The 12,832-nt window shown below is 58.5% G+C and carries 5 protein-coding genes and 8 pseudogenes; 9 read left to right on the top strand and 4 right to left on the bottom strand.

The window, feature by feature from the left end; genetic code table 11:
- Positions 1–122: 122 nt before the first annotated feature.
- Together srlR and gutQ are read left to right on the top strand one after the other, a co-directional pair.
- Positions 123–464, top strand: a pseudogene (gene srlR / locus ACTBDU_RS02070) (glucitol operon DNA-binding transcriptional repressor SrlR); the annotation flags it as partial.
- The gene (gene gutQ, locus ACTBDU_RS02065) at positions 457–1,425 is read left to right on the top strand and encodes an arabinose-5-phosphate isomerase GutQ (RefSeq protein ID WP_438805379.1); all 969 of its coding nucleotides are present in this window, start codon (positions 457–459) and stop codon (positions 1,423–1,425) included. The pseudogene srlR and the gene gutQ, both read left to right, overlap by 8 nt.
- A 181-nt stretch (positions 1,426–1,606) precedes the next feature.
- On the opposite strand, the pseudogene ACTBDU_RS02060 reads toward gutQ, so the two are convergent.
- A pseudogene (locus ACTBDU_RS02060) lies at positions 1,607–2,274 on the bottom strand (transaldolase family protein).
- A 582-nt stretch (positions 2,275–2,856) separates the two neighbouring features.
- A pseudogene (locus ACTBDU_RS02055) lies at positions 2,857–4,029 on the bottom strand (IS3 family transposase).
- Positions 4,030–4,088: 59 nt separating this feature from the next.
- On the opposite strand from ACTBDU_RS02055, the gene ACTBDU_RS02050 reads away from it, so the two are divergent.
- The 3 genes from ACTBDU_RS02050 (at position 4,089) to ACTBDU_RS02040 (ending at position 5,038) form a co-directional block, all read left to right on the top strand.
- Positions 4,089–4,259, top strand: coding sequence for a hypothetical protein (locus ACTBDU_RS02050; protein WP_438805378.1), 171 nt, complete (start codon positions 4,089–4,091; stop codon positions 4,257–4,259).
- Between the two features lie 57 nt (positions 4,260–4,316).
- Complete coding sequence (locus ACTBDU_RS02045) at positions 4,317–4,511, top strand: hypothetical protein (protein ID WP_438805377.1); 195 nt, start codon at positions 4,317–4,319, stop codon at positions 4,509–4,511.
- 338 nt (positions 4,512–4,849) lie between these two features.
- Positions 4,850–5,038, top strand: a complete 189-nt coding sequence (locus ACTBDU_RS02040; protein WP_438805376.1) for a hypothetical protein — start codon at positions 4,850–4,852, stop codon at positions 5,036–5,038.
- A gap of 27 nt (positions 5,039–5,065) precedes the next feature.
- Here ACTBDU_RS02040 and mrcB read toward each other — a convergent pair.
- Positions 5,066–7,588 (bottom strand): annotated as a pseudogene (gene mrcB, locus ACTBDU_RS02035) (bifunctional glycosyl transferase/transpeptidase); the annotation flags it as partial.
- Positions 7,589–7,679: 91 nt separating this feature from the next.
- A pseudogene (gene hrpB / locus ACTBDU_RS02030) lies at positions 7,680–9,799 on the bottom strand (ATP-dependent helicase HrpB).
- A 123-nt stretch (positions 9,800–9,922) separates the two neighbouring features.
- Here hrpB and thpR point away from each other — a divergent pair.
- From thpR to gluQRS, 4 genes and pseudogenes are all read left to right on the top strand, one after another.
- Positions 9,923–10,506: pseudogene (gene thpR, locus ACTBDU_RS02025) on the top strand (RNA 2',3'-cyclic phosphodiesterase).
- A 14-nt stretch (positions 10,507–10,520) separates the two neighbouring features.
- A pseudogene (gene sfsA, locus ACTBDU_RS02020) lies at positions 10,521–11,229 on the top strand (DNA/RNA nuclease SfsA).
- Between the two features lie 194 nt (positions 11,230–11,423).
- Positions 11,424–11,879, top strand: coding sequence for an RNA polymerase-binding protein DksA (gene dksA, locus ACTBDU_RS02015; protein ID WP_438805375.1), 456 nt, complete (start codon positions 11,424–11,426; stop codon positions 11,877–11,879).
- 82 nt (positions 11,880–11,961) lie between these two features.
- Positions 11,962–12,791: pseudogene (gluQRS, locus tag ACTBDU_RS02010) on the top strand (tRNA glutamyl-Q(34) synthetase GluQRS).
- Positions 12,792–12,832: the final 41 nt, after the last annotated feature.

The raw sequence follows: 12,832 nt of genomic DNA, 5'->3' as shown, positions 1-12,832 counted from the left end.
CCCCCCCCCCCCCCCCCCCCCCCCCCCCCCCCCCCCCCCCCCCCCCCCCCCCCCCCCCCCCCCCCCCCCCCCCCCCCCCCCCCCCCCCCCCCCCCCCCCCCCCCCCCCCCCCCCCCCCCGATCGCAAAAATTCCGCTTCTTTCCACGGCAGGCTGGCGGCAGCGGCGTTTTCCCATTTCAATTTCGATAAACTGTTCATTGGCGCCGACGGCGTCGATTTGACCGCCGGCGTGACCACTTTCAATGAACTGCACGCGGTGAGCCAGGCGATGTGCCGGGCGGCCCGAGAGCGTATTTTGCTGGTGGACTCGTCGAAATTCGGCCGTAAAAGCCCCAATGTTGGTCTGTGCGCTTGACGCGGTGGACAATCCCGATAACCGACAGCGGGTATCCCGCCGGACACGCTACAGGCGCTGCACGACAGCGGCATCGAGGTCATCGTGGTGGATAATCAAAATGAGTGATGAAGCCTTATTGTCCTTTGCGCGTGAGACGCTGGACATTGAAATCAGGGAGGCGCAGCGGATGCGCGATCGCCTTGACGGCAGTATTGTCACCGCCTGCCGCTTGCTGCTGGCTTGCGAAGGGAAAGTCATTGTCGCCGGCATGGGCAAATCAGGGCATATCGGTAAAAAAATTGCCGCGTCGCTGGCCAGTACCGGTACGCCGGCTTTTTTTGTCCACCCGGCCGAGGCACTACACGGGGATTTGGGCATGATTGACGCCCGCGATGTGGTGGTGTTTATTTCCTATTCCGGCCGCGCGCGCGAGCTGGATACGCTCTTACCGGTGCTGGCAGAGAGCCAAATCCCGGTGATTGCGCTGACCGGCAATCTGTCCTCGCCGCTGGTCCAGGCCGCCGCCTGTGTGCTTAACATTCGCGTCGGGCGCGAAGCCTGTCCAATGGGGCTGGCGCCGACGTCCAGTACGGTGAATACGCTGATGATGGGCGATGCGCTGGCGATGGCGCTAATGCGCCAGCGGGGTTTCGGGCCCGAACAGTTCGCCCGTTCCCATCCCGGCGGCAGCCTGGGCGCCAAATTGCTCAACCGCGTGCATCATGTGATGCGCCGCGGCGACCGGGTCCCCCGCATTACCACCCAGGGGACGGTGATGGATGCGATATTTGAGCTTAGCCGGACCGGACTCGGGCTTACCGCTATCTGTGGACCGGCGGACCGCGTAGTCGGCGTGTTTACCGACGGCGATCTCCGGCGCTGGCTAGTGAAAGGACGGGCGTTAACTGCACCGATCGCTGAAGCGATGACTACCCCCGGCTATCGGCTGCCGCCCGATTGGCGCGCCGGCGCTGCGCTGGAGGTGATGCATCAGCAGCAAATCACCGCCGCGCCGGTGATCGATGCCGAAGGTAATTTGGTGGGCGCCACCAATATGCACGATTTACATCAGGCGGGCGTCGGCTGACCACTCGCGCGGCCGTGCGGCGTAACGCCGCTGCGGCCATCCGAGGCGCTGGGCGCCCTTGTCGATGGCGGCGCCGTTCTCGGACATGCCGCAATGGACAAAAGGCGCGTTTGCCACCATACGTTTAGCCAATAACCCGGCGCGCGGACATCAGCCTTTACATAGTAGCGGCAGTAGGGCGCTAGTGTTGCGGCCCGAACACCATCTGCCGGCCGAAGGCCTGTGCCCATTCCCGTCTGAATTGTGCGAGCGCGGCCTCAACAGACGGGCTTTGCAGTAATTGCTCGGCGAGGTTGACCGCGACCGTCACGTGCCCGCAACCAGCCAGCATACAATCCAATACCTGCTGCGGTGATTTGAAACTGGCTGCCAACGCCTGACAGTCGGCGCATGTTGACTCAGCAACGATTGCAGTTCGCGGATACATTGCAGGCCGCTGCCGCCCTGGGCATCTATCCGGTTGACATACGGGGCGACATAGGCCGCTCCCGCCAGTGCCGCCAGCAGACCTTGCATCGGCGCATAGACGGCGGTACCCAACGTCGGGATACCGCTACCGCGCAGCATGCCAATGGCCGCGACACCTTCGCGGGTAACCGGTATTTTGACCACCGTAGCGCGATCCCGGTCATACAGCGCGCGCGCTTCCAGAACGATGTCATCCGCCGTTTGCGGCAGCACCTGGGCAAAAAGGGGTTTAACCGGACCGATAACCGAACGCAACTGCGCCAGGGGGGACTGTTTACCGCTGGCGATAATAGTGGGATTAATGGTGACGCCGGCGATAGGCAGACTACGTGATACGTGTTCAACGGCGGCACTGTCGCCGCTGTCGAGATAAATATTCATATCGGTTCCTTTTTAACATTGTCGACTTCACGACTCAGCCAAGATCAATAAAACTATTCTGGACCGCAGGGGCCAAACACATTATGAAGCGGCACGGTGCCGTTTTGCCGGAAAGGGCAAATCCTCCCGAGGCGCACCTTGGCGCCCGGGCGTCGTGGCGCTTAAGGTCTGGTGACGCTCGCGATGAACACTCCAAGCGTTACTTTACCCGTAACCCATTAGCGTTAACTTCAGTAAGCGCACAATAAAAATTTCAATAAATAAAATTGAAATTTATTTATTTATTTATTTTTGATTACTTTTACATTCGCAATGATGCCGGAGCTGCAACGGGACAATGGGGTAATATGGCAACGAAATAATGTAATAAAGGTTGTTGAGACAACGAAAATAAGGAAATAAAAAAATGGATGAAAAGGGAAATGAAGCAAAAGGCGATGAAAGAGCCACAGGGTAGAGGGAACAGCAATCAATCATGACGCGACGTTTTAACCAAGAGTTTTGACCCTGACGAACGGCGGCCTGCCCCAATGAGGGAGGCGGTCTTGCTGCGGCTATGGCACAAACTCTGAACTGTAGTGGTCAACTAAAACTGGCCATTGCGTTAGTGTTTTTCCAGTATCTTATTTTCTGATTTGTTTGGTGGCAACCCACCGTTATATTCATGCAGCCTGAGTGCGCTGTAATATCCCACGATATAGTCGGTAATTTCATGAGCTGCTTCGCTGAAGCTTATGTAGCCCGTTACCGGTATCCACTCGTTCTTCAGACTTCTGAAGAAGTGCTCCATCGGACTGTTATCCCAACAGTTACCACGCCGACTCATGCTTTATTTGATCCGGTAACGCCACAGCAACTGTCGGAACTGCCTGCTCGTATAGTGGCTACCCTGATCGCTGTGGAACATCACTCCGGCTGGTTTACCACGCGGTTCCCATGCCATTTCCAGTGCTTTGATGGTCAGTCTGCTGTCCGGGGAGAACGACATAGGCCCAGCCCAGCGGTTTCCTCGCGAACAGATTCAAGAACAACCGCAAGGTATGCCCAGCGTTTCCCGGTCCAGAGATACGTCACATCGCCGCACCATACCTGGTTTGGCTCCGTTACAGCGAACTGGCGCTCAAGATAATTCGGGATCGCAACATGCTCCTGACCGCCACGCTTATACCTGTGCGTCGGCTGCTGACAACTGACCAGCCCCAGCTCTTTCATGAGCCTGCCTGCGAGCCAGCGCCCCATGCGGAAGCCTCTCTGGGTTGCCATGGTGGCGATACTTCTCGCGCCAGCTACACCATGGCTGATACTGTGCAGTTCATGAACCTGACTGCGCAATACCGTTCGCCTGCCGTCTGGCCTGTCAGGACGACTTTTCCAGTATTTGTAACTGCCTGCGATGAACCCTGAACACGTGGCAGAGTGTGGCCACAGGATAATGCGCTCTGAGTTTCCCGATTAACGAGAACTGTTCAGGGAGTCTGACATCAAGAGCGCTGTAACCTTTTTTAATATTTCGTTTTCCATTTCAATGCGTTGTACCTTCTTCTTGAGCTTACGTATTTCGATTTGTTCCGGGGTTATGGGAGAGGCTTTTGGCGTTTTCCCCTGTCGCTCATCACGTAGTTCTTTTATCTATTTCGTCATCGTAGAAAGGCCGACGTCCATGGCTTTTGCTGCTGGCGCGGCGGTGTAATTTTGGTCGACAACCAGTTGAGCGGATTCGCGTTTGAATTCAGGACTAAAATTTTTTCTTTTCATTGGTGCACCCGTGTTGTTTTGAGGTGAGCATATCACCTCTGTTCAGGTGGCCAAATTCAGTGTGCCACTACACTTTTACAGTGGTGCAGGGCATTGCATATAAGGAACACGTCAGCCTGGACTGGCTTGCATTTGCTTCATCATGCACTCAAAACGAAGTGGCCTCAACTAGCGAGATTCAGTCGATTAACGAGGAAAGCCTAATGGAGGATCCTTTAGAAGCTACTTGACATATAATTTATAACTCCCTGAATAAAAAAGATTTAGAGACATTAATAAGCCTGCTTTTGCAAGAAGGGGCAAAGGGTGTATTGGCGTTGTCAGGACGTAAAGATGAATTAGATAGTCTGTTACTCCAACTTCCAAAAGAAGGAAAAGAACGTCTGATAGCCCTACGCGAAGCTAAAAAAGGGGCGGTATCTGAAAAGTGTGCAGTAGAAGATGTGGCAAGCTTAAACTGTAAGAAAAGTGGATCGCCCTAAATAAAGATTAGGCCATTATCTATCTCATTTCATTATTTTTATAATGTACTAAAATTTTTTAACTTAATTTACATATATCTAATGGATGCCCAAAAGGCGTTTAAACTACCTTTAAATCTGCTCAAACCACAGTCATTCGAGTCCAGAATTTAGTGCAAAAAAATCATTTTTTGTCCATTTTTTTGCGACGAGTCCAGAATCTGTAGAATCTCTGTAAGGCGCGCCGTTAAAGCGCTTCCGACTAACCCATCGTTTAACTTAAGAGTCCAGAAATGATTGCCACCCCACATGCAGGACGTGATTGGCCAAGCGGTGGAGTATGCTTGCAGCAGGGACAGTTGAAGACCGATACGCCGCGGCAGGACCTGGTGTTCCTGCTGACCAATCTGGTGGACAGCTCATCGGTATTTGCTCAGGATGCGGGAAGTTTTGCTCGCCTGGGGCAATTCTTCGCCGCCTTCTCCTGGGTGGTGCTGTCGGTCTATACCCTTGAGCCGCACGGCAGCGACACCAAACGTCCAGAATGAGGCCCGCGCGCCGCCCGCGTTTGCGAGTTATTTACCGAACATTTCCCGAATCCAATTCGCCACACCGTTACTGTCTTTTTGTTCATCCTGCGACGGCAGGTTTTGCTGCGGCTGTCCCGCCAGCGCGGCGGCGTCAGGCTGCTGTTGCACCTGCGTCTGGGCCGGCTGGCACAGCGACTGAGGGTCGTCGGTCCATACCGGCAATGTGCTCATCGCGCTGCCGCCGTTGCAGACAAAATTCCCCGCGTAGTCGATGGACATCTGACTAATACCCTCCGGCGGCGTCAAGTTCAGCGTCAACGGCGCCTGGTTTTCCAGATAACGGCGATACAGGGTCAATGCGCCGTTGGCGCCGGTCAACTTGGCGGGACCGTTATTATCGCGCCCGACCCAGGCGATGGAGACCTCTTTGCCGTCAATACCGGCGAACCAGCTATCGCGCAAATCATTGGTGGTCCCGGTTTTCGCCGCCAGATGTGAAGACGGGAATTTCACCGACAGCGAGCGCGATGTGCCGCGCACCACAACCTGCTGCATCGCATACAGCGTAAGATACGCCGCCTGTGCGGGTACGACCCGCTCTGCCTGGGGGAAGCTTTGGTACAGCACGGCACCGTCCTCCCCTATCACCGATCGCACCGCTGACAGTGTGGCGTGGTTGCCGCCGCTGGCGATGGTCTGAAATTCCTGCGCCACTTCCATTGGCGTCAGGCTTATGGCGCCAAGCAGCATTGACGGCACCGGGTTTAATACCGAAGAGGGGATGCCCAGCTTGACCAGGGTGGAGGTAATACGATCAAGCCCCACCGACAGACCGAGATTGACCGTCGGCACGTTAAGCGAATTGGTCAAGGCATCCACCAACATGACCTTGCCGCGGAATTGCCGATCGTAGTTTTTGGGCGACCACAGGCTGCCGTTTGGCTGCTTCAGGGTAATTGGTTCATCGGCTATCCAGGTGTTGAGCCGATATTTATCCGGCTCGCTCAGGGCGGTCAGATAGGTGGTTGGTTTCGCCAGCGATCCCACCGACCGCCGCGCCTGCATCGCGCGATTGAAACCGGCAAACTGCGCCTCCGCGCCGCCTACCATGGCGCGCACTTCACCGCTGAACCGGTCGACCACCACCATGGCGGCCTCCAGATCTTTCACGCCATGGCCGGCGCGCAGGGCGGGGACGCTGACTTCAACCGCTTTTTCCGCCGCATCCTGCGACAGCGGATCCAGCGTGGTGAAAATCTTGACGCCGGACAGATCGTTAATTTTATCGCCCATCTTGCTTTGCAGCTCTTCGCGCACCATTTGCATGAAGGCCGGCTGGGGCGTCAATACCCCGCCGCGCGGCTGTACCCCCAGCGGGCGGGCGCTCAGCATATTGTACAGCTCGTCGTCGATAACCTGTTGTTTCTCCAGCAGTTTCAGCACCAGATTGCGCCGTTCCAGCGCCAGTTTAGGATTGCGCCAGGGATTATACAGCGACGCCCCTTTCACCGTCCCTACCAGCATCGCCTGCTGATCGAGACTGAGCTCATCCACCGGCCGGCCGAAATAATACAGGCTGGCCAACGGGAAACCGCGGATTTGATCGCTACCGCTCTGGCTGAGATACACCTCGTTCAGATACAGCTCCAGGATGCGGTCCTTGCTGTAGCGATAGTCGACGATCAGCGCCATATAGGCTTCATTGGCCTTGCGCCATAGCGAGCGTTCATTGGTCAAAAACAGGTTTTTTACCAACTGCTGCGTCAGCGTGCTTCCGCCCTGCACCGCGCGTCCGGCGGTGATATTGGCCAGGAAGGCGCGGCCGATGGAGGAGAGGCTGATACCATCATGTTGGTAGAAATGCCGGTCCTCGGTGGCAATCAGAGTATCCACCAGCAGGTCCGGAAAACCGGCGCGCGGCACGAACAGCCGCTGCTCACCCTTCGACGATTGCAACATGGTAATCAACCGCGGATCGAGGCGGAAGAAACCAAAATTGCGCCCGGTGTCCTGGTTCTTGATTTCCAGCAGCTGGTTTTTGGCAAAGGTCATGCGGGCGTGGATCTGGCCCTCCTTGCCGTCCGGGAAATCGAAAGGCCGGCGCAGCAGATTGATGCTGTTGCCGCGTACGGTAAATTCGCCCGGCCGGGTAATACGCGACACTTCGCGGTACTGCATGCCTTCCAGCAACGTCGCCATGTCGCTGCGGCTGTAGGACATGCCCGGCTCCAGGCTCACCATGCGACCATAGACCGCCGCCGGGAGTTGCCAGACTTTGCCATCAATGCGGTGACGGACCTGCGCATCCAAATAGACGCCATAGATCGCGATAACGACTACCAGCAACAGCAGGATGCGAATAAGCCAGCCCAGCAGCCGGCGTTTTTTCCGCGGCGAGCCTTCCCTTCCCTTACGTGGCGGCATCAGGCACTCCTCTTCGTCTTCGTCATCATCCTGCCAGCGGTCATAATCATCATCCCGCCGGCCGCGTGGTGCGGCCTTACGCGGAGCCTTGCAGCCTGACGGTCGTCCATGACGTCCGATAGGTTTACGGTCGCCCCCAGACCATCGTCTATTACTCTCCCAACTGCCGACGGCTAAACCGTCTACTCTGTTTCCGCTCCGGCCGGGCCGGGAGCGGAAACCTCTAAATTTCCCGTTATTGCGGCCTACGGGTGCGCCGGGTGGGCAACGCCTGCGCCGGATCGTCCAGCCAGGGGTGTTTTGGATAGCGGCCTTTTATCTCTTTTTGCACTTCGCGATAGGCGCCGCGCCAAAGAGCCGCCAAATCACGGGTTATCTGCAGCGGCTGGTGGGCGCAGTGTAGTAGCTGGGCAGCTGACTATCCAGCCGTTGTCGCAATGGCCAGTCAAGTAGCCGTAGCAGCGCTTCGGCGAGATTGATGCGCGCAAGGCCTCGCGCTCTCAGGTCAGCACGCCCAGCCCCAGCTCTTCAATCCAGTCGAGCATTGCCTGCGCCATTACCGCATCCGATGGCCGGGCCTGCGGTTGTTCACGCAACACCAGGCGTCCCAAGCGTTCGCGCTGTACGACCCGCAGGCTGCCTTTGTCCTGATCCCATTGCATGGCGGTGGTGCGGCTGAACCAGGCGTCCCAGGCAGCGGCCAGCCTGATGATATCCAGTGGCAGCGCCAGACGGATACGGGCGTCCGGACTCTGCCTGAGCTGTGCTATCAGCTACTCCTGTGCGCTCAACGCGTCGTCCGGCGCCAGCGCTGCCCCGGCACTGCTGGCAAGCTGGTAGCGTCCATCGGCGTCGCGGCGGCGGGCGATGCGATCGCGAAAGCCCCTGGCCAGTAGCAAAGAGGCCAGATCGAGGGACGGCCGGACCTCGCCGCCTCCACGTCGACTACGCAATTGACGCGCGCGCGCCGTCCAGTGCGGCAACGGGCGGTGGAAGTGGTCACGGATATCCGGCGAGCCGCTCTTGGGCGGCTCCTCGATCATGGCCGCCAGCAGCGCGGTGGTGGCGACGGCATCGGCCTCTTCGCCGGCGTGGTACAGCATCGCCCCCAGGCGCGGATCGCAGCCGGAGCCTGCCATGACGCGGCCGGCAGGCGTCAGGTTCTGGCGGGCGTCGACAGCCCCCAACCGGGTCAGCGTATCAACCGCCGCCACCAGCGCCGGGGCGGGGCGTCCAGCCAGGTCAGCTGCCCGCTCTCTCACACGCCCCATTGCAGCAGTTCCAGCCAGAATGGGGCCAAATCGGCGTAGGTGATTTCCGGCGCGTGATGCTCCGGCGCCCCCCCTGCTCCTGGCTGAACAGGTGCAGGCACACGCCCGCAGACAGCCGCCCGCCCCGCGCGCTGCGCCATCGACGCCTGACTGATGCGCCGGGTAATCAAACGCGACAGCCCGCTGTGCGGGTCGAACTCCGCCACCCGCTCCAGACCGCTGTCCACTACCAGGCGGATGCCCTCAATGGTCAGGCTGGTTTCGGCGATTGGTAGCCAGCACCACTTTGCGATGGTCCGCAGGGGCGGGATGGATGGCGCGCTGTTGGGCCTCCAGAGGCAGCGTGCCGTAGAGCGGGCACAGCATGACGTCCGCCACCACATGCTCGCCGAGCAGCCCCTGCACCCGGTTGATTTCCGCCACGCCGGGCAGAAACAGCTGCAGCGAACCGGGCTGTTGCCGCAGGAGTTGCTGCACCGCACCGGCGATCGCCTCCTCCGGTCGCGTCTGGGCCGGCAGCGCCTGATAGCGCCGCTCAACCGGATAGCTGCTCTTCGAAGCGAATCACCGGCGCCTCAGGCAACAGTTGGCTCAGCCGGCGGTCATCCAGGGTCGCGGACATGATCAGCACCACCAGATCGTCACGCAGGCCGCGCTGCACATCCAGCAATAATGCCAGCGCCAGATCCGCCTGCAGGCTGCGCTCGTGAAATTCATCCAGGATCACCAGCGAGACGCCGTCGAGCGTCGGGTCCTGCTGCAGTTGACGGGTCAAAATGCCCTCGGTGACCACCTCCAGCCGGGTCGCCGGACCGCAGCGGCTCTCATTGCGCATCCGATAGCCGACCGTCTGACCCGGGCGCTCGCTCAACTGCTCCGCCAGCCGGAGCGCGACGTTTTTAGTCGCCAGCCGCCGAGGCTCCAGCATCACCACTTTCCCCGGCAGGCCACCGCGGCGCAGAATCTCCAGCGGCAGCCAGGTAGATTTGCCGGCGTTGGTTGGAGCATGCAGCATAACCTGCGCGGCGCTTTGCAAGACGGCGAGCACTTCATCAACTACGGCACTGACCGGCAATAACGCCACAACGTCTCCGCGAATAGGTTAACATTCCAGGGCAGGCATTGTAGCATCGCTGCATCCTGGAACAATGATCGGTTTCGCCCCTGACGCCGTCAGGGGCGCCGCCGCTTGATGAAGAACCCGTTTATGCCTGCACCGCACATCCTCCGATCCGTCGAAGCCTCCAGCGCGCCGCGCCGGTTGTCTTTCGCCCTGACGCTGCCGCCCGCGGCTGCTGCGCCATCAGATGGTGGACTGGCGCGCCGCGCAATTTTCCGCTGAAACCGGCCGGCCCGTCGCGCAGGACAATCTGCATCTGACGCTGGCCTTTTTAGGCAACGTCGGCGCCGCGCAGGAGCGGGCGCTCGTCGCAGCAGCGGGTCCTCTGCGGCAGCCGCCCTTCACACTGCGTCTGGATGATTGCGGCTATTGGCTCGGGCGCAGGCGTCGTGTGGCTCAGCTGCCGTCGCCCGCCGCGCAAGTTGCTACAACTGGCGGGATGGCTGCGTGACCGGGCGGCACGTAACGGCTGCCATCAAAGTTCGCTGCCTTTTCACCCGCATATCACCCTCTGGCGGCAGGCGACCAAACCGGTAGCGCTTCCGCCGGATACGCCGGGCTGGACAACCCACGTAAGCCGATTCGGTCTCTGGCTATCGGCGTTTGACAACGGTCGCGTGCGCTATACGCTGGTGCAGGACTGGCCCCTCCACCGCGATGGTTTACAATAAGGAAGGCAGGCTTTATGCTATTCGAGCCTGCTCTCAAACCCGCCCGGCTGATACAACGTTATAAACGTTTTCTTGCCGATGTCGTCACCCCTGACGGCGAAGCGTTAACCCTTCATTGCCCCAATACCGGCGCCATGACCGGTTGTGCTACCCCTGGCGATACCATGTGGTATTCCACCTCGGATAACCGCAAACGACGTTATCCTTATAGTTGGGAACTAACTGAGACCGCCAGCGGTCAATGGATAGGTGTTAATACGCTGCGCGCCAATACCCTGGTAAGGGAGGCGCTACGCGCTGGAACGATTCCAGCGCTGGCCGAATATGCGCATCTTCGCGGCGAAGTGCGATATGGCACAGAGAAACAGCAGGATAGATTGGTTATTATCGGCAGAAGGTCGCGCGGACTGCTATATCGAGGTGAAATCCGTGACGTTATTGCAACACCAGTCGGGTTATTTCCCGGATGCGTTCACGGTGCGCGGACAAAAACATTTACGAGAATTACAGGCAATGGCGAAAATGGGGTATCGTGCGGTGCTGTTTTTCGCCGTGCTGCATTCAGGTATCGACCGGGTGTCGCCGGCCCGCCACATTGACCCCCACTATGTCGATCTGGTATTACAGGCTCAGCAGTATGGCGTAGAAGTTCTGTGCTATGGTTGTCAGTTATCTCGGCACGGCATGTGGATCCACACTCCGCTGCCGATAATTATTTCATAGGGCGGTTATCGGCAAGATGGCGTAAAATGCGTCAGTTTTCCAAAGTTTACCGTCGCGCCAAATACGCCTTTCCGGACACCCTTGTCAAGTAGGCGTTATGAATAATTGCCAACCTTAACGCCATTTGCTATTTATAGCGGCCTGTTTTTCCCCCACGTTGGGGATCGCTAGTGCGTGTTAGAAGGAGAAGCACCATGCAAGAAGGGCAAAACCGTAAGACATCCTCCTTGAGCATTCTCGCCATCGCCGGGGTGGAACCATACCAGCAAAAGCCTGGTGAAGAGTACATGAATGAAGCCCAGGTTCTGCATTTCAAGCGCATTCTGGAAGCGTGGCGTAATCAGCTCAGAGATGAAGCCGGGCGTACTGTCTCACATATGCAGGACGAGGCCGCCAACTTCCCCGACCCGGTAGACCGTGCCGCACAGGAAGAAGAGTTCAGCCTTGAGCTGCGCAACCGTGACCGGGAGCGTAAACTTATCAAGAAAATTGAGAAAACCCTCAAGAAAGTAGAAGAGAATGATTTTGGCTTCTGCGAATCCTGTGGCGTGGAAATCGGTATTCGCCGCCTGGAAGCGCGGCCGACCGCCGATTTGTGTATTGACTGCAAAACCCTAGCTGAAATTCGCGAAAAGCAGATGGCAGGGTAAGAGTGAGCCCGGTTTACTGCGGTGTTGGTGACGGAAAATCATGACATCGCGGTAGCTGCGCGGTTACACCTTCATCACCATCATGCCAGCCTCAGTTCCCTACACCGGGCGCTTCGCTCCGTCGCCGGCCAGCGCGCTTCATTTCGGTTCTCTTGTCGCCGTCCTCGGCAGCTATTTGCAGGCGCGCGCCTGTTGCGGCCCGTGGCGGGTGCGTATCGAAGATATCGGCCCGCCACGGGCAGTCCTCGGCGCCGCCGATACCCTGCTGCGCCAGTTACGCCATTATGGCCTGCACTGGGACGGGCAGGTCATGTATCAGTCGCAGCGGCATGAGGCATATTTGACCGCGGTGGCGACACTGTGCCGGCGCGGCCTCAGTTATTATTGCGATTGCACCTGCAGCCGTATTCAGCGCCTAGGCGGTCTCTACGACGGCCATTGCCGTGATCGACACCTTAGCGCCGCAGGTGCGGCTATCCGCCTGCGGTAAAGAGCGCCGGTGTTTCATTTTCACGATAAATTGCGTGGCCGAATCGAGGCCAGCCCGGCGCTGGCGCAGGAAGATTTTATCATCCGCCGCCGCGACGGGCTGTTCGCCTATAATCTGGCAATGGTGGTGGATGATGCCCCAACGGTGCGTCTAATTGGCGCTCTATCGTCAATTAGGTTATAAAGAACCTTACTATATTCATCTGCCTCTGGCGCTGTCGCCGTCAGGGCTAAAATTATCAAAACAAAATCACGCGCCGGCGCTGCCGATGAGCGCCCCCGGCCGCTGCTGGGGCAGGCGCTACAGTTGTTAAATCAGCCGCTACCGCCGCAGTGGCGCGCTATGCGCCTTGAGTGCATGTTAAAACTGGGCAGTAGGACCACTGGCAGCTTGATGCCGTGCCGGCCACGCCCGCCCCGTAAGAGACAACGCACCCGCCCATTCTCAAACTTAGCGGGGTGGG

This window comes from Sodalis sp. (in: enterobacteria), from assembly GCF_051710625.1.
In the GTDB taxonomy this organism is placed as follows: domain Bacteria; phylum Pseudomonadota; class Gammaproteobacteria; order Enterobacterales; family Enterobacteriaceae; genus JBPESN01.
This window is presented reverse-complemented; position numbering and strand designations above follow the sequence as displayed.